Origin of the sequence: Streptomyces pseudovenezuelae (genome assembly GCF_029892565.1) — a bacterium.
Classification (GTDB): domain Bacteria; phylum Actinomycetota; class Actinomycetes; order Streptomycetales; family Streptomycetaceae; genus Streptomyces; species Streptomyces pseudovenezuelae_A.
Genome location: NZ_JARXVH010000003.1, coordinates 475,930 through 497,310, shown reverse-complemented (window position 1 = coordinate 497,310; position 21,381 = coordinate 475,930). Strand labels below are relative to the sequence as shown.

The 21,381-nt window shown below is 70.0% G+C and carries 20 protein-coding genes; 10 read left to right on the top strand and 10 right to left on the bottom strand.

The features are described 5' to 3' along the window. Positions 1–21 precede the first annotated feature (21 nt). Positions 22–468, bottom strand: coding sequence for a pyridoxamine 5'-phosphate oxidase family protein (locus M2283_RS11235; protein ID WP_280875993.1), 447 nt, complete (start codon positions 466–468; stop codon positions 22–24). Between the two features lie 95 nt (positions 469–563). Then, positions 564–1,223 (bottom strand): response regulator transcription factor, encoded by a 660-nt coding sequence (locus tag M2283_RS11230; protein ID WP_280875992.1) that lies wholly within the window; start codon positions 1,221–1,223, stop codon positions 564–566. Positions 1,224–1,567: 344 nt separating this feature from the next. Here M2283_RS11230 and pdhA point away from each other — a divergent pair, with 344 nt between their 5' ends. Genes pdhA through M2283_RS11215 form a run of 3 tightly spaced genes read left to right on the top strand, consistent with a single transcriptional unit; the run spans position 1,568 to position 5,205 of the window. After that, entirely contained in the window at positions 1,568–2,749 is a 1,182-nt protein-coding gene (gene pdhA, locus M2283_RS11225) for a pyruvate dehydrogenase (acetyl-transferring) E1 component subunit alpha (RefSeq protein ID WP_280875991.1), read from the top strand. Between the two features lies 1 nt (position 2,750). After that, positions 2,751–3,731 carry an alpha-ketoacid dehydrogenase subunit beta gene (locus M2283_RS11220; RefSeq protein WP_280875990.1) on the top strand — a complete coding sequence of 327 codons (981 nt, stop codon included), beginning with the start codon at positions 2,751–2,753 and terminating at the stop codon, positions 3,729–3,731. A 10-nt stretch (positions 3,732–3,741) separates the two neighbouring features. Then, entirely contained in the window at positions 3,742–5,205 is a 1,464-nt protein-coding gene (locus tag M2283_RS11215) for a dihydrolipoamide acetyltransferase family protein (protein WP_280875989.1), read from the top strand. A gap of 60 nt (positions 5,206–5,265) precedes the next feature. On the opposite strand, the gene M2283_RS11210 is transcribed toward M2283_RS11215, so the two are convergent. Continuing rightward, a complete protein-coding gene (locus M2283_RS11210) occupies positions 5,266–5,826 on the bottom strand; it encodes a GNAT family N-acetyltransferase (RefSeq protein ID WP_280875988.1) in 561 nt (186 codons plus the stop codon). A gap of 114 nt (positions 5,827–5,940) precedes the next feature. Beyond that, entirely contained in the window at positions 5,941–6,840 is a 900-nt protein-coding gene (locus M2283_RS11205; RefSeq protein ID WP_280875987.1) for a D-alanyl-D-alanine carboxypeptidase family protein, read from the bottom strand. A gap of 240 nt (positions 6,841–7,080) precedes the next feature. Between M2283_RS11205 and M2283_RS11200 the strand changes: the two genes are divergently transcribed. Together M2283_RS11200 and M2283_RS11195 are read left to right on the top strand one after the other, a co-directional pair. Further along, entirely contained in the window at positions 7,081–7,752 is a 672-nt protein-coding gene (locus tag M2283_RS11200) for a GntR family transcriptional regulator (RefSeq protein WP_280875986.1), read from the top strand. Further along, on the top strand, positions 7,749–9,062 hold the full coding sequence (locus M2283_RS11195) for an MFS transporter (protein ID WP_280875985.1): 1,314 nt from the start codon (positions 7,749–7,751) through the stop codon (positions 9,060–9,062). The genes M2283_RS11200 and M2283_RS11195 overlap by 4 nt, the downstream gene beginning before the upstream one ends. A gap of 75 nt (positions 9,063–9,137) precedes the next feature. Here M2283_RS11195 and M2283_RS11190 read toward each other — a convergent pair whose 3' ends face one another. Beyond that, entirely contained in the window at positions 9,138–9,962 is an 825-nt protein-coding gene (locus M2283_RS11190) for a maleylpyruvate isomerase family mycothiol-dependent enzyme (protein ID WP_280875984.1), read from the bottom strand. A 219-nt stretch (positions 9,963–10,181) separates the two neighbouring features. Between M2283_RS11190 and M2283_RS11185 the strand changes: the two genes are divergently transcribed. Beyond that, a complete protein-coding gene (locus tag M2283_RS11185) occupies positions 10,182–11,057 on the top strand; it encodes a carbon-nitrogen family hydrolase (protein WP_280875983.1) in 876 nt (291 codons plus the stop codon). 66 nt (positions 11,058–11,123) lie between these two features. Here M2283_RS11185 and M2283_RS11180 read toward each other — a convergent pair whose 3' ends face one another. After that, positions 11,124–11,534 (bottom strand): SsgA family sporulation/cell division regulator, encoded by a 411-nt coding sequence (locus M2283_RS11180; protein ID WP_280875982.1) that lies wholly within the window; start codon positions 11,532–11,534, stop codon positions 11,124–11,126. 239 nt (positions 11,535–11,773) lie between these two features. Here M2283_RS11180 and M2283_RS11175 point away from each other — a divergent pair, with 239 nt between their 5' ends. Continuing rightward, on the top strand, positions 11,774–13,348 hold the full coding sequence (locus M2283_RS11175; RefSeq protein WP_280875981.1) for a sigma-70 family RNA polymerase sigma factor: 1,575 nt from the start codon (positions 11,774–11,776) through the stop codon (positions 13,346–13,348). On the opposite strand, the gene M2283_RS11170 is transcribed toward M2283_RS11175, so the two are convergent. Then, positions 13,345–13,836, bottom strand: coding sequence for an LURP-one-related/scramblase family protein (locus M2283_RS11170; RefSeq protein WP_123998894.1), 492 nt, complete (start codon positions 13,834–13,836; stop codon positions 13,345–13,347). The two genes, M2283_RS11175 and M2283_RS11170, sit on opposite strands and share 4 nt — an antisense overlap. Positions 13,837–13,937: 101 nt before the next feature. Here M2283_RS11170 and M2283_RS11165 point away from each other — a divergent pair, with 101 nt between their 5' ends. Further along, positions 13,938–15,764, top strand: coding sequence for an NHL domain-containing thioredoxin family protein (locus M2283_RS11165; RefSeq protein WP_280875980.1), 1,827 nt, complete (start codon positions 13,938–13,940; stop codon positions 15,762–15,764). A 94-nt stretch (positions 15,765–15,858) separates the two neighbouring features. Here the strand turns inward: M2283_RS11165 and M2283_RS11160 are convergent, their stop codons facing one another. The 3 genes from M2283_RS11160 to M2283_RS11150 form a co-directional block, all read right to left on the bottom strand. Beyond that, entirely contained in the window at positions 15,859–16,107 is a 249-nt protein-coding gene (locus tag M2283_RS11160) for a DUF6458 family protein (RefSeq protein WP_280875979.1), read from the bottom strand. Between the two features lie 100 nt (positions 16,108–16,207). Then, entirely contained in the window at positions 16,208–17,500 is a 1,293-nt protein-coding gene (locus tag M2283_RS11155) for a M18 family aminopeptidase (protein ID WP_280875978.1), read from the bottom strand. A gap of 181 nt (positions 17,501–17,681) precedes the next feature. Then, positions 17,682–19,508 carry an acyl-CoA dehydrogenase gene (locus M2283_RS11150; protein ID WP_280875977.1) on the bottom strand — a complete coding sequence of 609 codons (1,827 nt, stop codon included), beginning with the start codon at positions 19,506–19,508 and terminating at the stop codon, positions 17,682–17,684. A gap of 149 nt (positions 19,509–19,657) precedes the next feature. Here M2283_RS11150 and M2283_RS11145 point away from each other — a divergent pair, with 149 nt between their 5' ends. Together M2283_RS11145 and M2283_RS11140 are read left to right on the top strand one after the other, a co-directional pair. Then, positions 19,658–20,125 carry an SseB family protein gene (locus tag M2283_RS11145; protein WP_123998889.1) on the top strand — a complete coding sequence of 156 codons (468 nt, stop codon included), beginning with the start codon at positions 19,658–19,660 and terminating at the stop codon, positions 20,123–20,125. Positions 20,126–20,235: 110 nt separating this feature from the next. Then, positions 20,236–21,213, top strand: coding sequence for a pirin family protein (locus tag M2283_RS11140; protein WP_280875976.1), 978 nt, complete (start codon positions 20,236–20,238; stop codon positions 21,211–21,213). Positions 21,214–21,381 lie beyond the last annotated feature (168 nt).

The window sequence follows — 21,381 nt, the reverse complement described above, 5'->3', positions numbered from 1 at the left end:
GTCACATTCAGTCGCAATCGGTCACAGTGTGTGATCGAAGTGGCGTTCAAGGCCGCCGCCGGTCGAGTGCACGGTACCGAACTGCGGCTCGACGCTCAGATAGACGGGCTCGTACGGCTCGCCGTCCACCAGGCGGGGCGCCGGCCCGAACCGCTCGGTCTCGGCGTCCGTCGGCTCGTACGCCTTGCAGGCGCCCACGACCTGCACGGTCCACAGGCTCTCGCCCGGCCGCGCGAAGCTCAGGTTGTCCGAGCCGTACGCCACCACCGCGCCGGCGCAGGCCCGGTCGTAGCCGCAGCTCCTGGGCAGTCGCAGCAGTACCCGGCCGTTCTCGACGATGTGCCGGGCGAAGGCGAGGAAGGGCAGGGCACGCATGCTGGTGGCGATCCGGCCGTAGTCGGTCCGGGCGAGCAGCTCGACGGCGAGCTTTTCGGCGGAGAGCACGTCGGTGGGCGCGTCGGAGGGCATGCGTTCACAGTGCGGGCGGGGAAACCGAGATAACAGGGACATAAGTCCTCAATGCGAGATCACTCATGTGCGATCACCGCTCGGCGGTTCTCCGCTCAGTGCCTCTCCGCCTGCATGCGCGCCACGTACGCGGCTGCCTGGGAACGCCGCTGCATGCCGAGTTTGGACAGCAGGCTCGATACGTAGTTCTTGATCGTCTTCTCGGCGAGGTGCAGCTGTTCGCCGATCTGGCGGTTGGTGAGGCCCTCGCCGATGAGGTCGAGGATGCGGCGCTCCTGGACGGTGAGCCGGGCGAGCCTTTCGTCGCCCCGCGCGGTGCCGCCGTCGCGCAGCCGCTCCAGCACGCGCGCGGTGGCGACCGGATCGAGCAGGGACCGGCCGGCCGCGACGTCCCGTACGGCGGTCAGCAGCTCGGCGCCGCGGATGGCCTTGAGGACGTATCCGGAGGCGCCCGCCATGATCGCGTCGAAGAGGGCCTCGTCATCAGCGAACGACGTCAACATCAGGCACCGCACCGACTCGTCCTGTGAGCGGATCTCCCGGCACACCTCCACGCCGCTGCCGTCCGGCAGTCGTACGTCGAGCACCGCCACGTCGGGCCGGGTGGCCGGAATTCGCACCAGCGCGTCGGCCGCCGTACCGGCCTCGCCGACCACCTCGATGTCGTCCTCGACCGACAGGAGCTCGTGGACACCGCGCCGGACCACCTCGTGGTCGTCGAGCAGGAATACTCGGATTTTTCCCTCTTCGCGCACATACGCAGTCTCACACGGGGCCTGAAGTCCCGCCCGAGGGGAACTCTTCCCGTGACCTGGGTCACCGAGATAACGTGCCGTTGTTCCGGCCCCCTGCAAGGCTGTGACCAGGAAGAGTTCCCGACTTTCGCGATTTACTTGGATATCCAAGCAAAATCGCAGGTCAGGAGGGGTTTCACAGAAATGTGGAGCACTGGGTAACGTGCCTTCTGCAGGGCGCTCGCCGGGGCACCTGTCACGCCTGTACCCCAGAAGGCCGCACCCACCCCGTGCGTCCGTGGGACACAGGTGAGCCGCACTGGCGCCCGGCGAACCCGGGTAGCCGGACCGACGGAGGAGCACACGTGACCGTGGAGAGCACTGCCGCGCGCAAACCGCGACGCAGCGCCGGAGCCAAAAGCACGGCCGGCAAGCGAACGACCGCAAAGAACGCGCCGAACGCCGAGCCGGAACTCGTCCAGCTGCTGACGCCCGAGGGCGAGCGCGTAAAGAGCACCGAGTACGACAAGTACGTCGTCGGCGTCACCCCCGAGGACCTGCGCGGCCTGTACCGCGACATGGTGCTCACGCGCCGCTTCGACGCCGAGGCCACCGCCCTGCAACGCCAGGGTGAGCTGGGCCTGTGGGCCTCGCTGCTGGGCCAGGAGGCCGCCCAGATCGGCTCCGGACGGGCGCTGCGCGACGACGACTACGTCTTCCCGACCTACCGCGAGCACGGCGTCGCCTGGTGCCGCGGCGTCGACCCGACCAACCTCCTGGGCATGTTCCGCGGCGTGAACAACGGCGGCTGGGACCCCAACGGCAACAACTTCCACCTCTACACGATCGTCATCGGCTCCCAGACGCTGCACGCCACCGGCTACGCGATGGGCATCACCAAGGACGGCGCCGACAGCGCGGTCATCGCCTACTTCGGCGACGGCGCCTCCAGCCAGGGCGACGTCGCCGAGTCGTTCACCTTCTCCGCGGTCTACAACGCCCCGGTGGTGTTCTTCTGCCAGAACAACCAGTGGGCGATCTCCGAGCCGACCGAGAAGCAGACCCGGGTGCCGCTCTACCAGCGCGCGCAGGGCTTCGGCTTCCCGGGCGTGCGGGTCGACGGCAACGACGTGCTGGCCTGTCTCGCGGTCACCCGGTGGGCGCTGGAGCGGGCCCGCAGCGGCGAGGGACCGACGCTCGTGGAGGCGTACACCTACCGGATGGGCGCGCACACCACCTCCGACGACCCGACGAAGTACCGGGCCGACGAGGAGCGCGAGGCCTGGGAGGCCAAGGACCCGATCCTGCGCCTTCGCCGGTACCTGGAGGTCTCAAACCACGCGGACGAGGGATTCTTCGCGGAACTCGAGACCGAGAGCGAAGCGTTGGGCAAACGAGTGCGCGAGGCGGTCCGTGCCATGCCGGACCCGGACCACTTCGCCATCTTCGAGAACGTGTACGCGGACGGGCACGCGCTCGTCGACGAGGAGCGGGCCCAGTTCGCCGCCTACCAGGCGTCGTTCGCGGACGCAGAAGGGGGCAAGTGACATGGCGGCCGAAAAGATGGCCCTGGCCAAGGCGATCAACGAGTCGCTGCGCCGCGCCCTGGAGACCGACCCCAAGGTCCTGATCATGGGCGAGGACGTCGGCAAGCTCGGCGGCGTCTTCCGCGTCACCGACGGTCTGCAGAAGGACTTCGGCGAGAGCCGCGTCATCGACACCCCGCTCGCCGAGTCCGGCATCGTCGGCACGGCGATCGGCCTCGCGCTGCGCGGCTACCGCCCGGTGGTGGAGATCCAGTTCGACGGCTTCGTCTTCCCGGCCTACGACCAGATCGTCACCCAGCTCGCCAAGATGCACGCCCGTTCGCTGGGCAAGGTCAAGATGCCGGTCGTCGTGCGCATCCCCTACGGCGGCGGCATCGGCGCGGTGGAGCACCACTCCGAGTCCCCGGAGTCGCTGTTCGCGCACGTGTCGGGCCTGAAGGTGGTCTCCCCGTCGAACGCGTCGGACGCGTACTGGATGATGCAGCAGGCCATCCAGAGCGACGACCCGGTGATCTTCTTCGAGCCCAAGCGGCGCTACTGGGACAAGGGCGAGGTGAACGCGGAGGCGATCCCCGGCCCGCTGCACAAGGCCCGGGTCGTGCGCACCGGCACGGACCTCACGCTGGCCGCCTACGGCCCGATGGTGAAGCTCTGCCAGGAGGTCGCCGACGCGGCCGCCGAGGAGGGCAAGTCCCTGGAGATCCTGGACCTGCGCTCCATCTCCCCGCTGGACTTCGACGCGATCCAGGCGTCGGTGGAGCGCACGCGCCGGCTGGTCGTGGTGCACGAGGCACCGGTGTTCTTCGGCTCCGGCGCGGAGATCGCCGCACGCATCACGGAGCGCTGCTTCTATCACCTGGAGGCACCGGTCCTCAGGGTCGGCGGCTACCACGCCCCGTACCCGCCGGCCCGCCTGGAGGACGAGTACCTGCCGGGACTGGACCGGGTGCTCGACGCCGTCGACCGCGCCCTGGCGTACTGAGGAGAGGGTCGTGACGACGATGACTGACGCGTCCGTACGCGAATTCAAGATGCCGGACGTGGGCGAGGGGCTCACCGAGGCCGAGATCCTCAAGTGGTACGTCCAGCCCGGCGACACGGTCACCGACGGCCAGGTGGTCTGCGAGGTCGAGACGGCGAAGGCGGCCGTCGAACTGCCCATCCCGTACGACGGGGTGGTCCGCGAACTGCGCTTCCCCGAGGGCACGACGGTCGACGTGGGCACGTCGATCATCGCGGTGGACGTGTCGGGGGGCGGGGCGGCTCCTACGGAGGCTCCGGCCGAGACTGTGGTCCAGGCCCCCGCCGAGATTCCGGCCGAGGTGACGGAGGAGGAGGCGAAGCCGGCGGCCCGCACGCCCGTGCTGGTGGGCTACGGCGTCTCCACGTCCTCCACGAAGCGGCGCCCGCGGAAGGGCGCGGAGGCCACGGTTCCGGAAGCCGCGGTCCCGGAGGTCACCGCCCCGCCGGCCACGGTCCCGGCGCCCGCCCAGGCGATCCAGGCCGAGCTGAACGGCCACGGGCCTGCCCCCACGGTCGAGGGGTCCCGCCCGCTGGCCAAGCCGCCGGTGCGCAAGCTGGCCAAGGACCTCGGCGTCGACCTGAACACGGTGACCCCGTCGGGCCCGGACGGCATCATCACGCGCGACGACGTGCACGCGGCGGTGGCCCCGGCCCCCGTCGCGCCGGCCGCCACCCCGGCTCCGGTCACCGTGCCCGCTCCCGCGCCCGTGGCGACGTACGACACGGCCCGTGAGACCCGTATCCCGGTCAAGGGTGTGCGGAAGGCGACGGCCGCGGCGATGGTGGGTTCGGCGTTCACGGCGCCGCACGTCACCGAGTTCGTGACGATCGACGTGACGCGGACGATGAAGCTGGTCGAGGAGCTGAAGCGGTCCGACGAGTTCGCGCTGGAGGGCCTGCGGGTCAACCCGCTCCTCCTGATCGCCAAGGCCCTGCTGGTCGCCATCAAGCGCAACCCGGACATCAACGCGTCCTGGGACGAGGCGAACCAGGAGATCGTGCTCAAGCACTACGTCAACCTGGGCATCGCGGCGGCGACCCCGCGCGGTCTGATCGTCCCGAACATCAAGGACGCCCACACCAAGACGCTCCCGCAACTGGCGCAGTCCCTGGGCGAGTTGGTGTCGACGGCGCGGGAAGGCAAGACGTCCCCCGCCGCGATCCAGGGCGGCACGGTCACCATCACCAACGTCGGCGTCTTCGGCGTCGACACCGGCACCCCGATCCTCAACCCCGGCGAGTCCGCGATCCTCGCGGTCGGCGCGATCAAGCTCCAACCGTGGGTCCACAAGGGCAAGGTGAAGCCCCGCCGGGTCACCACCCTCGCCCTGAGCTTCGATCACCGTCTGGTGGACGGGGAGTTGGGCTCCAAGGTGCTGGCGGACGTGGCGGCGATCCTGGAACAGCCGAAGAGGCTGATCACCTGGGCGTGAGCCGAGGATGATGCCGGGGCCGTCCGTCATGGCGGCCCCGGCATCGTCGTATCAGAGGCTCTACGAGTCAGAGGCTCGACGAGGGCTCTGGGACTCCAAGTCGAGCCGCAGCCGCAGCCGCAGCCGCACGTAGTCGGCGTCACGCGGACCTGGTCGGCGGTGACCGTCCGGCCGCCAACCGCGGTGGGCGTAGAAGGCCTGGGCCCGGCTGTTGCGCTCCCACGCTTCGAGCACGCCCACGCTCAGCGAACCCTCCCGCAGGAGCCGCACGAAGCGCTCGTGCAGCCGGCTGCCGATGCCCGCTCCCCAGCTGCCCGGCCTGACATGGATCTGGAACAGCTGGCCGACCGTCGTGGGATCGACGTCGGCGTCCGCGGGCGGGCCCATCGACACCACGCCCGTCACTTCGCCGTCCCGCACCGCACAGGACACCGCCCGGTCGTCGGCCTCGATCGCCCGCCGCCACGCCTGCCTCCGGCTCGCGCGGGCCTCGACGGAGGTGAGCTCGGACTCCCGCAGGCCACCTGCCCGGTAGTACTCGACACGGGCTCGGGTGTGGATGTCCGTGATGGCGTCGAGGTCGTCGAGAGTCGCGGTGCGCAGGATAGGAGGAGAGGTCATCACGGGCGTACGGACGCGGCGGTCGCGATCCGCAGTTCCCTGAGGCATGGGCCCGGACATGGAAGGGGCCCCGCCGTGAGCACGGCGGGGCCCCTTCTTCATGTCAGTGGTGCGTCAGCTGATCTTGGCGTAGCCGTAGTTGATCAGCTTCTTCACGTCCGCCGTGCGGTTGGCGGCGTTGGAGGACGCGAGGACCGCGCCCATCACCGACTCGCCGTTCTTCGTGGCGGCGAAGACGAGGCAGTACTTGGCCTCGGTGCCGGAGCCGGTCTTGATGCCGAGCGTGCCGTTCCAGCCGAGCAGGGTGTTGGTGTTGGTCCACGTCGCCATCGTGCGCGTGGAGCCGGTCTTCGTGATCGTCTTGGCCTTGTACGACTTGGTCTTGACGACGGACTTGAAGGTGGAGCTCTTCATGGCGCTGCGGGCGAGCAGCGTCAGGTCCCGCGGCGTCGAGCGGTTGGTGCCGTTGCTGATGCCGTCGAACGAGTCGAAGTGCGTGTTCGTCATGCCCAGGCTCTTGGCCATGGTGTTCATCTTGCCGATGAAGTTCGACACGCGCTTGGCGCGCGTGGAGCCGGTGCCGAACTTGTCCGCGAGCGCGTACGCGGCGTCGCAGCCGGACGGCAGCATCATCCCGTAGAGCAGCTGGCGGACGGTGACCTTGTCGCCGACGATCAGGTGCGAGGACGAGGCGCCCTTCGACACGATGTAGTCGCTGTAGGCCTTCTGGATCGTGACCTTGGTGTTGAGGTTGAGGTTCGACTGCGAGAGCACGACCTTCGCGGTCATGATCTTCGTGGTGGAGCCGGTGAGCCGCTTCGTGCTCGCGGTCTTGCTGAAGAGGCTCTTGCCCGTGGCGCTGTTCATCAGGTATCCGCCCTTGGCGGTGATGGTGGGCGTCGTGACAGCCTGCGCCGGTGCCGCGGTGAGGGCTCCGGTGGCGAGCACTGCGCCGGCCGTGACGGCGACGGCTGCGGCTCTGCGGACGCGGAGACCCTTGATGGCGGTTATCAACTGAAATACCCCGATACGTCGAATGCCCCTGAAGCGCGGCCGAGTTGGAGGGGGAAGCAAGTGAGGCCGCACGTGTCTGACACGTATGTAGCACGGATGGTTGTGCGACAGCTGGGGCGGGCCTGCTTCCGTGACGCGGTCATTACAGAAGTGCGGTCATTGCAGAAGCGGCGACTGCGCGCCGGTCCGCATGATGGACCCACGCTCCTCATGCGTACGTGTTGTATCTAAGATGTGCCCATGGCTTCCGCACCACCCGTCCCGTCCCCCACCGTCAAGCAGCCGCCCGCCGCCGACCGCGTCTACGCCCATGTCAAACAGGGCGTCCTGGAGCGCCGCTACGAGGGCGGCACCCTGCTCACCGAGGGCGAACTCGCCGAAGCCGTCGGGGTCTCGCGGACCCCGGTGCGCGAGGCGCTGCTGCGCCTGGAGGCCGAGGGGCTGATCCGGCTCTACCCGAAGAAGGGCGCGCTGGTCCTGCCCGTCTCCTCGCAGGAGATCGCGGACGTGGTGGAGACCCGGATGCTCGTGGAGCAGCACGCGGTCCGCAAGGCCGTACCGGCGTCACCGACCCTGATCGCCCGCCTTGAGGAACTCCTCGCCCGGCAGAAGGAACAGGCCGCCGCCGGGGACCTGGCCGGCGCCGCCGTCACCGACCGCTGCTTCCACGCCGAGATCGTCCGCAGTGGCGGCAACGAGATCCTCTCCCGGCTCTACGACCAACTCCGCGACCGGCAACTGCGGATGGGCGTCGCCATCATGCACTCGCACCCCGACCGCATCGCCAAGACGCTCACCGAGCACGAGGCGATCCTCGACGCACTGCGCAAGGGGGACGCCGAGGCGGCCGCCGGGATCGTCCACCGGCACGTCGACTGGTTCTCCCACCTGGCCCGGGGCGAGGTCCGATGAGCGGCGGCAGTTCGCGTTCCGCGCTGTCCCTGCCCGGTGATCCGCCCGGCGGCCGGCGCGCGATCGCCGTCTGGGGCATCGGCGTCTCCGTCTACTTCGTCGCCGTCATCTTCCGTACGTCGCTGGGGGTCGCGGGCCTCGACGCGGCCGAACGCTTCCACGTGGGCGCCTCGGCCCTGTCGACCTTCTCGATCCTCCAGCTGCTGGTCTACGCGGGCATGCAGATACCCGTCGGCCTGCTGGTCGACCGGCTCGGCACCAAGAAGGTGCTGGCCATCGGCGTGGTGCTGTTCACGGCGGGCCAACTGGGCTTCGCCTTCTCGCCCTCGTACGGCACCGCCCTCGCCTCCCGTGCCCTGCTCGGCTGCGGTGACGCGATGACCTTCATCAGCGTGCTGCGCCTGGGCACCCGCTGGTTCCCGGCCCGGCGCGGCCCCCTGGTCGCGCAGCTCGCGGGACTCGCGGGCATGGCGGGCAACCTGGTCTCCACGCTGGTGCTGGCCCGGCTGCTGCACGGCATCGGCTGGACGGCCGCGTTCGCGGGCAGCGCGTTCGCCGGTGTGATCGTGTTCGTGCTGCTGCTGCTCTTCCTCAAGGACCACCCCGAGGGCCACGAGCCGGAACCCTTCCCGCACCAGGGCGCCGCCTACGTCCGCCGCCAGATCGCCGCCTCCTGGCGGGAGCCGGGCACCCGGCTCGGCCTGTGGGTGCACTTCACCACCCAGTTCCCGGCGATGGTGTTCCTGCTGCTGTGGGGCATGCCGTTCCTCGTCCAGGCACAGGGCCTGTCCCGCGCCACGGCCGGCGAACTCCTCACCCTGGTCGTCCTGTCGAACATGGCCTTCGGCCTCGTCTACGGCCAGGTCGTCGCCCGGCACCACGCGGCACGGCTGCCGCTGGCGCTCGGCACGGTCGCGGCGACGGCGACGGTGTGGGCGGTGACGCTGGCCTACCCGTCCGAGCACGCGCCGATGTGGCTGCTGATCGTGCTGTGCGCGGTGCTCGGCGCGTGCGGACCCGCCTCGATGCTCGGCTTCGACTTCGCCCGCCCGGCCAACCCGCCCGAGCGTCAGGGCACGGCCTCCGGGATCACCAACATGGGCGGTTTCGTCGCCTCGATGACGACGCTGTTCGCGATCGGCGTGCTGCTGGACGCGACGGACGACGACTACAGCATCGCGTTCTCCGTGGTCTTCGTCCTCCAGGCCCTCGGCGTCAGCCAGATCCTGCGCCTGCGCAAGCGGGCGGCCCGTCTGGAGCGGGAGCGGCTGGTGGCCAGCCGGGTGGAGACGGTGCACGTACCGGCGTGAGCCGGGTGGAGACGGTGCGCGTGCCCGTCCGCCCGGCTCGCGGCATGCGGCTGTGGCTGCTGCTGTGGCCGACGGTTACTGCGTCACCGTGAAGTTCCGCAGGATCGCCCCCGTCAGCTCCGGATCGCCCTCCGCCTTCACCCGGTCCGCCGCCGCGTCCAGCGAGACCCGGCCGCAGGCCAGGCGGACGTACGTCTCCCAGTCGAGGGTGAAGGTCGCGGCGGGGCCGAGGGCGGGGGCCGTCTCCAGGGTGCCGCGGCCCTGGATGTCGACGCGGATGGTGCGCAGGAACTCGATCGGACCGTGCACGTCGAAGACGATCGCCGAACTGCGCGGCGCGTTCGCCTTCTCGGCCACGATCGCGGGGAGCGCGTCGAGCAGCACGTCCCGGGCGACCTGCGCGCCGGGGGAGTCGAGGTTGCCGGGCCGGCCGAGGGCGGCGCGCAGATCCTGCTCGTGCACCCAGACGGTGAACGCGTGGCCCCGCATGGACTCTTCGAGGGTGAGCTCGGTGCTGAACGGGGCGCGCACCTTGGTGCCCGGGTCGCGCGACTCGTTCCGCAGCTGCCGGTTGCGGCGGATGATCACGTACTCCAGCTCGGAGGTCATCTCCGGTGCCGTGTGGTGGCGGCGGACGTCGACCTGCATCTCCATGTAGCGCTGCTGGTCGTTGGTGACGTGGTACAGGTCGCGCGGCAGGGTGTGGATGGGGCGCGGGTCGCCCAGCATCTCGCAGTCCAGCCCGATGACATGGGAGACCACGTCCCGCACCGACCAGGCCGGGCATGGAGTCCGGCGGTTCCACTCGCCCTCGGCAAGCGGCTGGACCAGCTCGGATATCGCATCGATGGAGTGGGTCCAGGCGTCGGCGTAGGGCTGGAGAGTGGGATGCAGACTCACGGAAACGGGACCCCTCGGCGGTCGGTACACGGGCTGGTTGGCGTCGTTGCCAGTGGGAGGTGGCTGCTCTGGGCGGGTGTCTTGGAACTCCCCCAGTTCTCGACTGCGCTCGAGTCTGGGGGGACCCCCAAGTTACGCTGCTGTGAGGCACCCCGGCAGTGCTTTCGTGTGACGATCGTAGGCCCGTGTGAACGGCTCGAATGCCAGGACGGTGGTAGTGTGCGCGCCTCTCTGCTCCAAGTCGCCGTAGACCAGGGCGAATCGGTCGATTCACGCCGACGTCGAGTGGCGTCTCTGGTACGGGACCAGGCCGGGGCGGATCTCGTCGTACTGCCGGAGCTGTGGACCACCGGGGCGTTCGCCTACGAGGAGTTCGCGAGCGAGGCCGAACCGCTGACGGGACCCACGTACGAGGCGATGGCCAAGGCGGCGAGCGACGCGGGCGTGTGGCTGCACGCGGGCTCGATCCCGGAACGCGCCACGCCCGAGGGCGACTTCGCGGCGGCCGGCGGTGACTTGAGGGCCGGCGCCGACCCGGCGTCCGATGCTGACCCGGCGTCCGCCGAGGGGCCGCTCTACAACACGTCTCTCGTCTTCTCCCCCTCCGGTGAACTGGCCGCGACCTACCGCAAGATCCACCGCTTCGGCTTCGACAAGGGCGAGGCCGTCCTGATGGGCGCGGGGCGCGAGCTGGTGACGGTCCGTCTGCCGGACACGGTCCTTGGCCTGGCGACCTGTTACGACCTCCGTTTCCCCGAACTCTTCCGTGGGCTCGTCGACGCGGGCGCCGAGACCCTGGTGATCCCGGCGGGCTGGCCCGAGCGCCGCCGCTCCCACTGGACGCTGCTGGCTCAGGCGCGGGCGGTGGAGAACCAGTCGTTCGTCCTTGCGTGCGGAACGGCCGGGACACACGCCGGAGTTCCGCAGGCGGGTCACTCGATCGTGGTGGATCCGTGGGGCGAGGTCCTGGCGGAGGCGGGCGCCGGCGAGGAGGTCCTCACCGTCGAGTTCGACCCGGCGAAGGTGGGCGTGACGCGGGAGCAGTTCCCGGCGCTGAAGGACCGGTTGCTGGGTCTGGACCCGCCTCGACGCTGAACGGGCCTCGACGCTGACCGCGCCTGGGTTGGTGACCGGCCCTCGACGCACCCGGGCACCGAGCCCTCACACCCCGTCGAGCAGCGCGGCGAGCCCGTGCTCCAGGGCCGGTCCCACCGCCTCCGCGCCCGGCTCGGTCACGGTGTACGACCGCAGCAGGAACCGGTGCAGGTCGGCCTTCCTGAACCGCATCATGGCCACCCCGTCCGGCGTGTGCAGTTCCACGATCGTGTCCGTCGGCCCGCACGGCCAAATGTGCACGCTGCCAAGGCCGGTGGCGATGCCCAGCCCCTCCTCCAGCAGCGCGCGGGCGAAGGTCCACGTCACCGGCTCGCCGTCGAGCGCTATCCAGGCCGGGAACGCGAAGTGCACGGCGAGCGGGTCGTCGGAGCTGTAGCGCAGGGTGACGGGGACGGCCAGCTCCTGATCGCGGGTGATCAGACGGGCGCCGGTGGGCTGTTCCAGGGCGACGTACACAGGTGGTCTCCAAGGCGGGCGGTGGGTCGGCGAGTTGGTGGCGCCGATGGATGGCGCCGAATAACTGGTGCCGATGTCTTCTCGACCGTCAGGAGGGGCATCTGATTACGCGGTTTCACGAGTGACCGCTGTGACCTGCGTCACCTTTCATCTCGGCCGCAACTTTAATTGAAACTTCTGTCATCTAGGGTGACAAAACCTTTGGGCCATCCCCCAAGCAGGCAACTGGAGTTCCTGCCATGAACGACGGTTCCACCGCCGCGTACGCCCGCGTCTACGCGGAGCAGCAGCCTCGCCTCGTCGCCTACGCGCGCTCGCTCACCAGGAACTCCTGGACCGCCGACGACATCGTCGCCGAGGCCCACTTCCGGGTCTGGCGGCGGCTGTCCGCCGGGCACGAGATCGACAACGTGCCGGCGTACCTGATGACGACGGTGCGGCGGCTGGCCACCGCGGCCGGCGGCGCCGGCCGCGAGACTCCGCAGGATCCGCAGGCCGACGAGCGGGCCGAGGCGGGCGCGCACGGGCACGACCCCGCGGAGCGGGTGTCCTCCGTCGACCTCCTCACGCGCGTGCTGGGCGAACTCCCCGAACGCTGGGTCAAGGCGCTGTGGTTGGCGGAGGCGGAGGGCCAGCCGCTCGCCGCGATCGGACCGCAGCTCGGTACGCGCGAGGGGGCGACGGCGGTCCTGCTCCATCGCGCGCGTGAAGGCATGCGGCAGGCCTTCCTGCGCACCCAGACCGGCGCCCCCGACGATCCCGCGTGCCAGGTGCACTGGGCGCGGATGCCCGCGTACGTCCGCGGCAACGCGACGGCACGCCAGTCCGAACGGCTGCTCGGCCACGTGGACGCGTGCGACGACTGCCGCGAACGGCTCGCCCTCTTGATGCAGACCAACAGCAAGCTGCCCGCACTGGTCGGACCGGCGCTGCTGGTGTTCGTCGTGGGCGGGGCCGGCCGGTGGCTGCTTTCGGGTGCGGCGGGTGCGGCGGGTGCTGCGAGTGCGGCCGGAGCCGCGGTGGGGACTGCTTCGGGTGCCGGTGCCGGTAGCGGGGCTTCAGCGGGCGGGTCCGGTGCCGCGTCTGCGGGAGCGGCAGGTGGGCACGGTGGTGGGCTGTTGCACGGGGTGAAGTTGAAGTCCGCCGTGGCCGGAGGTGCGAAGACGCCGGTGGCGGTGGCTGCCGGGGCGGCGGTGGCCGGTGCCGTGGCGATCTGCATCGCGCTCGGGTCGGTCGACGCGGGTCCGGTCACCGTGGACAAGGGGGCGCGGCAGACGCCCGTGGCCCAGGAGCCGGTGGCGCAGCCGGAGAAGGACGGCGAGAGCGCCGCGCCCGGCACTGCGGAGGGCGAGCAGGCGCCGAGGGACGGTTCGGCGGCATCCGACGTGCCGGTCCTGGCCTCGTACGACGTCGACGACTCGGGACAGGGGGCTTCCACGCCGGTCCCGGTGCCGCCCCCGATACCGACGCCCATACCTACGCCGGAGCCTTCGGACCCGGGCACGCCGGCCCCCGAGCCGACGTCACCCGAGCCCACCTCCCCGGAGCCCTCGACTCCCGAGCCTTCGGCCCCTGAACCCACGTCACCCGAGCCCACCTCGCCCGAGCCCACGACCCCCGTCGACGAACCGACGGACCCCACGCCGTCCACGCCCCCTACAGACGACTGCGGGGACGAGAACGGGAACGGGAACGGGGCCGAGATCGGGAACAGGGACGAGAACGGGGACCGGACCGGCCAGAACCAGCCCGTCGGCGACGCAGCCCCCGGACAGACAGCCCCCGCACAAACAGCCCCCGCACCCGCTGCCTAGTCCTCCCGCTCCTTCTCCGCCAGGTGGATCACGCACACCGCCACCGCGATCAGCAGCGCCGGATCCGCGTCGTCGCGGACGACGTCGACGCCGTACGTCTCGCGGATGTGCATCCAGCGGCGGGAGATCACGGCCAGGAGTTCGTTGTCGTACTCGACGGCGAACTCGCGGTCCAGGATCTTGCCGCTGACGTCGAGTTCGGTGCCGTCCACGAGGGCCACGCGGTAGTGGTTGCGCAGGAGGGACAGGCGTTTTCGCTTGATGCGGGCGAGGGGCTCGCCGTCCCGTTCGATCACCATCGTGTCGCGCAGGGCGAGCATCTTCTTGTGGATGTCGATGAGGACGCGCCCCCGCGTGTCCTTCAGCTCGAAGGTGTCCCGCAGCCGCATGGCCTTGCCGTCTACGAGGAACACCTTGTTGCCGTGTTCGTCCTCGATCCAGTAGTCGTCACCGAAGCCGAGGAGCCGGTCGCGCACGAGGAATCTCATACCGTCACGGCTTCCCCGGTCGCGGCTCCGCGACGCCGCCGGTAGGCCGACGGGCTGACTCCGCCGGGGTGACTGTCAGTGGCGGGTGGCACTCTTGGCCCATGAGCGACTCCACTCCCCGACGCGTCCGCGTCCGCGCTCCCGAGCTGGTCGGCAAGGGCGGCTGGCTGAACACGGGCGACAAGCGGTACACCCTCGCCGACCTGCGCGGACGCATCGTGGTCCTGGACTTCTGGACGTTCTGTTGCGTGAACTGCCTGCACGTCCTCGACGAGCTGCGGGAGCTGGAGGAGAAGCACGCGGACACCGTCGTGGTGATCGGGGTGCACTCGCCGAAGTTCGTCCACGAGGCGGAGCACGCGGCGGTGGTCGACGCCGTCGAGCGGTACGGGGTGGCGCATCCGGTGCTGGACGACCCGGAGCTGGCGACCTGGAAGCAGTACGCCGTGCGCGCGTGGCCGACGCTGGTCGTGATCGACCCCGAGGGGTACGTCGTCGCACAGCACGCCGGCGAGGGCCATGCGCACGCCATCGAGCGGCTGGTGACGGAGCTGGCGGCCGAGCACGAGGCGAAGGGCACGCTGCGGCGCGGCGACGGGCCGTACGTGGCGCCGGAGCCGGAGCCGACGGTGCTGCGCTTCCCGGGCAAGGCGATCGTCCTGCCGGGCGGGACCTTCCTGGTCAGCGACACCACCCGGCATCAGCTCGTCGAGCTCGCCGAGGACGGGGAGAGCGTCGTACGGCGGATCGGCACGGGCACGCGCGGGTTCGCGGACGGCGGCCCGGACACCGCCGCCTTCAGTGAGCCGCAGGGGCTCGCGCTGCTCTACGACGGTTCCGTGGTCGTCGCCGACACGGTGAACCACGCCCTGCGCCGCCTCGACCTCACGACCGGCGAGGTCACCACCCTGGCGGGCACCGGGCGGCAGTGGTGGCAGGGGGCGCCCACCTCAGGTCCGGCCCGCGAGGTCGACCTGTCCTCGCCGTGGGACGTTGCCTGGTGGGACGGCAAGGTGTGGATCGCCATGGCCGGCGTGCATCAGTTGTGGGCCTACGACCCGGTGGAGCGGACCGTCGCCGTCACGGCCGGGACCACCAACGAGGGGCTGGTCGACGGGCCCGCTGCCGAGGCCTGGTTCGCGCAGCCGTCCGGGCTGGCCGCGACGCCCGAGCGGTTGTGGCTCGCCGACTCAGAGACGTCCGCCCTGCGCTGGGTCGGCCTCGACGGCACCGTGCACACGGCGGTGGGCACGGGGTTGTTCGACTTCGGTCACCGTGACGGGGCCGCCGAACAGGCGCTGCTCCAGCACCCGTTGGGCGTCACGGCGCTGCCCGACGGCTCGGTCGCGATCAGCGACACGTACAACCACGCGCTGCGGCGCTTCGACCCCGCGACCGGCGAGGTCACCACCCTGGCCACGGATCTGCGGGAGCCGAGCGACGCCGTGCTCGTCGGCGACGACATCGTGGTCGTCGAGTCGGCCCGCCACCGGCTGACCCGGCTGCGGCTGCCGGAGGAGGCGGTACGGGTGGCCGCGGTCGCCCATCGGACGCAGCGTGCCGCCACCGAAGTCGCCCCCGGCAAGCTGCGGTTGGACGTGATCTTCCAGGCGCCCACCGGTCAGAAGCTCGACACGCGCTACGGCCCCTCGACCCGGCTCCTGGTCTCGGCCACCCCGCCCGAGCTGCTGCTCGCGGGCGAGGGCGCGGACACCGACCTCGTACGGGACCTGGAACTCGACCCGGCGATCGGGGAAGGCGTCCTGCACGTCTCCGCGATGGCGGCGTCGTGCGACGACGACCCATCGAACGAGTACCCCGCCTGCCATGTGCACCAGCAGGACTGGGGCGTTCCGGTCCGCCTCACCGAGGGCGGGGCGGACCGGCTGCCGCTGGTCCTGGCCGGCATGGACGAGCGGGACGCGTGAGGGCCCCGAAAGGGCCTCTCAGGGCTCCGAATTCTTCACGCTATTCACACAACTGAACAAGCCGACTTCGATCGCAGTTGTTCGCGATTGCCCGTTACACGCCGTATCCGCCGCCGTAGCCGTCGCGGCGGCGGTTCGGGTCCTCGTCGATCACCGAAGTGGTCGGCGGTACCACCACGCGCCTGCGCCTGGCGATGCTGCTGAACGTGCTCACACCGATGAGTCCGACGGCCATGAGGATGACGCCGACCAGGTCGAGGTTCACGCCCTTCATGTGCCAGTCGGTCGCGAAGGTGAGGATGGCTCCCGAAGCGATCAGGATGATGCATCCACCGAGGCCCATGAGTGTCGCCTCCCGTCCGGCCCGGTCCTTCCGGTCCGGACTTCCGGGTACCCCGGCGTACAACACCCATGCGCCATCGCGCCGTTGACAACCCCGCCGGCTATCCCTCCAGGAACGCCACCAGCGCGTTGGCCAGCAGATGCGGGTCGTCCGCGCCGCACAGTTCGCGGGCGCTGTGCATCGACAGGATCGCGGCACCGATGTCCACGGTCTTGATCCCGTGCCGGGCCGCGGTGATCGGACCGATCGTCGTGCCGCAGGGCATGGAGTTGTTGGAGACGAAGGACTGGAAGGGGACGCCCGCCTTCTCGCAGGCGGCGGCGAACACCGCGCGGCCCGAACCGTCCGTCGCGTAGCGGTTGTTGACGTTGACCTTGAGGATCGGCCCGCCGTTGACCCGCGGGTGGTGCGTCGGGTCGTGCCGCTCGGCGTAGTTGGGGTGCACCGCGTGGCCGGTGTCGGAGGAGAGACAGACGGTGCCGGCGAAGGCTCTCGCCCGGTCCTCGTAGGAGCCCCCGCGGGCGAACACCGAACGCTCCAGCACACTGCCGAGCAGCGGCCCGTCCGCACCCGTGTCCGACTGCGAGCCGTTCTCCTCGTGGTCGAAGGCGGCGAGTACGGGGATGGAGGGCAGGTTCCCGACGGAGACCGCGGCGAGCGCGGCCACGCCCGCGTGCACGGAGAGCAGGTTGTCCATGCGCGGGCCCGCGACCAGGTCCTTGTCGCGCCCCAGGTAGGCCGGCGGTTCCACGGAGTGCACCATCAGGTCCCAGCCGGTGACCTCGCCGGCCGCGAGCCCGGCCGTCTCCTCCACGAAGGCGATCAGGTCGCCGTCGCGCACGTCGTTGCCGAGGCCCCACACCGGCTGCAGATGCCGCTGCTTGTCGAGCTTGAGACCCTCCGCGGACACCGAACGGTCCAGGTGGATGGCGAGTTGGGGCACCCTGAGCAGCGGCCGGTCCACGTTGACCAGGCGGGTCGAGCCGTCCCGCAGGGTCAGCCGGCCGGCCAGGCCCAGGTCACGGTCGAGCCAGGAGTTCAGCAGCGGTCCGCCGTAGATCTCCACGGCGACCTGGCGCCAGCCGTGCGCCCCGGTGTCCGGCAGCGGCTTGACCCGCAGGTTCGGGGAGTCGGTGTGCGCGCCGACGATGCGGAACGGCGTGTGGGGCGCCGCGCCCTCGGGGACGTACCAGGCCACGATCGCGCCGCCGCGCAGCACGTACTTGCCGCCGGTCGTCCCGTCCCAGGCGTCCGTCTCCACGACCTGCCTGAACCCTGCCTTCTCCAGCCGCTCGGCGGAGCTCGCCACCGCGTGGAACGGCGACGGGCTGGCGGTCAGGAAGGACATGAGGTCGTCGGTGTGGCCGCGGTCGAAGCGGGGGGGTTCGCTCATGGGGTTCACCTTAACGACGTACGAGGGCCCACTCCGCGTGCTGGGGAGCGGGCCCTCGGGAGGCGATGTGGAGTTCTGGCTACCCAGATCCCGGGCCGCTGGAACCCCGGCCGGGACCGGGTGACCGGTCTCTCATCGGAACGGGAACGCGGCCTCGTCGAACTCCGCGGAACGTGTGGATCTAGAAAGCTGCTTCGTCGAGCTCCATCACGTCCAGGTCGACGTTCTCGGCGAGCTTGCGGGCGCCGGTGACGCCGGGCAGGACGTTGGCCGCGAAGAACCTCGCCGCCGCGATCTTGCCCTGGTAGAACGCCACGTCCTTGGTGGACGCCGTCTCCAGCTTCTCGGCGGCGATCGCGGCGCCCTTGAGGAGCAGGTAGCCGACGATCACGTCGCCGGAGGCGAGCAGCAGGCGGGTGGTGTTGAGGCCGACCTTGTAGATGTTCTTGACGTCCTGCTCGGTGGCCGCGAGGTCGGTCAGCATCAGGCCGACGATGGCCTCCAGCTCGACGGCCGCCTTGGCGAGGTGCTCGCGGGCGCCGGCCAGCTGCTCGCCGCCGGTGCCGAGCGCGAGGAACTTCTTGATGTCCTCGGCAAGGGAGTTGAGGGCCGAGCCCTGGTTGCGGACGATCTTCCGGAAGAAGAAGTCCTGGCCCTGGATCGCGGTCGTGCCCTCGTACAGGGTGTCGATCTTGGCGTCGCGGATGTACTGCTCGATCGGGTACTCCTGGAGGAACCCGGAGCCGCCGAAGGTCTGCAGCGACTGCGCGAGCTGCTCGTAGCCCTTCTCGGAGCCGTAGCCCTTGACGATCGGCAGGAGCAGGTCGTTGAGCGCGTGCTCGGTCTTGGCGTCCTCGCCGTTCGTCTCCTTGACCTGGATCGCGTCCTGGACGGAGGCGGTGTACAGGACGAGGGCGCGCATGCCCTCGGCGTACGCCTTCTGCGTGATCAGCGAGCGGCGCACGTCGGGGTGGTGGGTGACGGTGACCTTGGGCGCGGTCTTGTCACCGAAGGCCGCGAGGTCGGAGCCCTGGACGCGCTCCTTGGCGTACTCCAGCGCGTTCAGGTAGCCCGTCGACAGCGTGGAGATCGCCTTCGTGCCGACCATCATGCGGGCGAACTCGATGATCCGGAACATCTGGCGGATGCCGTCGTGCCGGTCGCCGATCAGCCAGCCCTTGGCGGGGTGCTGGTCACCGAAGGTCATCTCGCAGGTGTTGGAGGCCTTCAGGCCCATCTTGTGCTCGACGTTGGTGGCGTACACGCCGTTGCGCTCGCCCAGCTCGCCGGTCTCGAAGTCGAAGAGGTACTTCGGTACCAGGAAGAGGGACAGGCCCTTGGTGCCGGGACCGGCGCCCTCCGGCCGCGCCAGCACGTAGTGGAGGATGTTCTCCTCCATGTCGTGCTCACCGGACGTGATGAAGCGCTTGACGCCCTCGATGTGCCAGGAGCCGTCCTCCTGCTGGGTCGCCTTGGTGCGACCGGCACCGACGTCCGAGCCCGCGTCGGGCTCGGTGAGCACCATGGTGGAGCCCCAGGTCTTCTCCACGGCGATCTTCGCGATGTGCTTCTGCTGCTCGGTGCCCTCGTCGAAGAGGATGCGGGCGAAGGCCGGACCGGAGGAGTACATCCACACGGCCGGGTTCGCGCCGAGCACCAGCTCCGCGTACGCCCAGATCAGGGACGGCGGCGCGGTCGTGCCGCCGATCTCCTCGGGCAGGCCAAGACGCCAGTACTCCGCGTCCATGAAGGCTTTGTAGCTCTTCTTGAAGGACGCCGGGACCGGTGCGGTGTTCGTCTCCGGGTCGAAGACCGGCGGGTTGCGGTCGGCGTCCGCGAAGGACTCCGCCAGCTCGTTCTCGGACAGGCGGGTCAGCTCGTCGAGGATGCTCTTCGCGGTCTCGGCGTCCATCTCCTCGAACGGCCCGGTGCCGTACAGCTTGTCGCGCCCGAGTACCTCGAAGAGGTTGAACTCGATGTCCCGAAGGTTGGACTTGTAGTGCCCCATGGCGACGGCTCCCGGCTCCGTAGAGAGATCGGCGAGGCACTGGATCCTCGCGCTGGTTCACGTATCAATACGTAGCTAAGATGATGCTACCCGTCGGTAATAAGAAGCAACCCCGATTGGGTCATCTGTGACTCAGTACTCTTTGGGGCATGTACGGCTACGACCAGGGTGTGGGCGCTCAGCAACAGCAGTACGCCCAAGGACAGCAGCAGATGCCGGGCGGGTACGGCCAGCAGCCGCCGCTGTACCCCGAGCCGTCCCCACCGTCCCTCGCGGACGCGGTGCGGGCGTTCACCACCGGCCAGTTGGCGGCGGAGGACTTCCAGCAGGTCTTCGCCACGTCGAAGGTCTACTGCCCACGGGGCGACAACCCCGGGTTCCTGGCTCTGCACAACACGCAGCAGCCGGTGATCCCGATGTTCACCTCGCTCAAGGAGCTGCGGCGGTACGCGGGCAAGGAGTCCAAGTACTTCGTGATCACCGGCGCCGAGGTGATCGACCTCCTGCCCACCGGCTACGGCTTCGTCCTCGACATGGAGGGCGAGCACAGGATGGTCTTCGACGCGAAGGCGGTCGAACAGATGGTCGACTTCGCCATGCGTCGCATGTACGGCTGATCCACATCCCGAACCTGGAGGCCCGGAGGGAATGCCCTCCGGGCTTTCTCTGTTAGGGGTGGCAGAAAGTTCAATGCTCAACTAAACTGGCCGCACAAGGAGGTACCGACATGCCTGCAGTGACCGTCGAGAACCCGTTGACGCTCCCGCGCGTGACCACCCCGGTCGATGCCGTGGCACGCCCCGTGCTCGGCGTCACGACCGCCCCGAGCGGATTCGAGGGCGAGGGCTTCCCGGTGCGCCGCGCCTTCGCCGGGATCCACTACCGCCACCTCGACCCGTTCATCATGATGGACCAGATGGGTGAGGTGGAGTACGCGCCGGGCGAGCCCAAGGGCACTCCCTGGCACCCGCACCGCGGTTTCGAGACCGTCACCTACATCATCGACGGCGTCTTCGACCACCAGGACTCCAACGGTGGCGGCGGCACCATCACCAACGGCGACACCCAGTGGATGACGGCCGGCGCCGGTCTGCTGCACATCGAGGCTCCGCCGGAGTCCCTCGTGGTGTCCGGCGGTCTCTTCCACGGTCTGCAGCTGTGGGTGAACCTCCCGGCCAAGGACAAGATGATGGCCCCGCGCTACCAGGACATCCGCGGCGGCAACGTGCAGTTGCTCACCACCCCCGACGGCGGCGCGCTCCTGCGGGTCATCGCCGGTGAGCTGGACGGTCACGCGGGCCCCGGCGTCACGCACACGCCGATCACGATGATCCACGCGACCCTGGCACCCGGCGCCGAGCTGACCCTGCCGTGGCGCGAGGACTTCAACGGTCTCGCGTACGTGCTGGCCGGCAAGGGCACGGTGGGCGCCGAGCGCCGGCCGATCCACCTGGGCCAGACCGCCGTCTTCGGCGCGGGTTCCTCGCTGACCGTCCGCGCGGACGAGCAGCAGGACTCGAACACCTCGGACCTGGAGGTCGTGCTCCTGGGCGGGCAGCCGATCCGTGAGCCGATGGCGCACTACGGCCCGTTCGTCATGAACAACCAGGCCGAGCTTCAGCAGGCGTTCGAGGACTTCCAGAAGGGCCGCCTGGGCACGATCCCGGCGGTGCACGGCATGTCGGAGAGCGGCCCCCAGGGCTGACCCTCCCGTCCAAGGGCCCTGCCCGGTCGCACCGACCGGGCAGGGCCCTTCCGTCTGCCCTTCCACCTGCCAAGGCGCCGCCGAATGCCCGGCAACCGCATGACCTGCTGACGGTCCGTCACCCGGACGGGGTGTTCGGGCGGGACGCGGGGTTCGGGGCGTGGTCGG

Coding starts and splice junctions, on each gene's coding strand:
- M2283_RS11235 (WP_280875993.1), bottom strand. CDS start 468: ATGCCCTCCGACGCGCCCACCGACGTGCTCTCCGCCGAAAAGCTCGCC.
- M2283_RS11220 (WP_280875990.1), top strand. CDS start 2,751: ATGGCGGCCGAAAAGATGGCCCTGGCCAAGGCGATCAACGAGTCGCTG.
- M2283_RS11210 (WP_280875988.1), bottom strand. CDS start 5,826: ATGACCTCTCCTCCTATCCTGCGCACCGCGACTCTCGACGACCTCGAC.
- M2283_RS11200 (WP_280875986.1), top strand. CDS start 7,081: ATGGCTTCCGCACCACCCGTCCCGTCCCCCACCGTCAAGCAGCCGCCC.
- M2283_RS11195 (WP_280875985.1), top strand. CDS start 7,749: ATGAGCGGCGGCAGTTCGCGTTCCGCGCTGTCCCTGCCCGGTGATCCG.
- M2283_RS11175 (WP_280875981.1), top strand. CDS start 11,774: ATGAACGACGGTTCCACCGCCGCGTACGCCCGCGTCTACGCGGAGCAG.
- M2283_RS11170 (WP_123998894.1), bottom strand. CDS start 13,836: ATGAGATTCCTCGTGCGCGACCGGCTCCTCGGCTTCGGTGACGACTAC.
- M2283_RS11165 (WP_280875980.1), top strand. CDS start 13,938: ATGAGCGACTCCACTCCCCGACGCGTCCGCGTCCGCGCTCCCGAGCTG.
- M2283_RS11160 (WP_280875979.1), bottom strand. CDS start 16,107: ATGGGCCTCGGTGGATGCATCATCCTGATCGCTTCGGGAGCCATCCTC.
- M2283_RS11155 (WP_280875978.1), bottom strand. CDS start 17,500: ATGAGCGAACCCCCCCGCTTCGACCGCGGCCACACCGACGACCTCATG.
- M2283_RS11150 (WP_280875977.1), bottom strand. CDS start 19,508: ATGGGGCACTACAAGTCCAACCTTCGGGACATCGAGTTCAACCTCTTC.
- M2283_RS11145 (WP_123998889.1), top strand. CDS start 19,658: ATGTACGGCTACGACCAGGGTGTGGGCGCTCAGCAACAGCAGTACGCC.
- M2283_RS11140 (WP_280875976.1), top strand. CDS start 20,236: ATGCCTGCAGTGACCGTCGAGAACCCGTTGACGCTCCCGCGCGTGACC.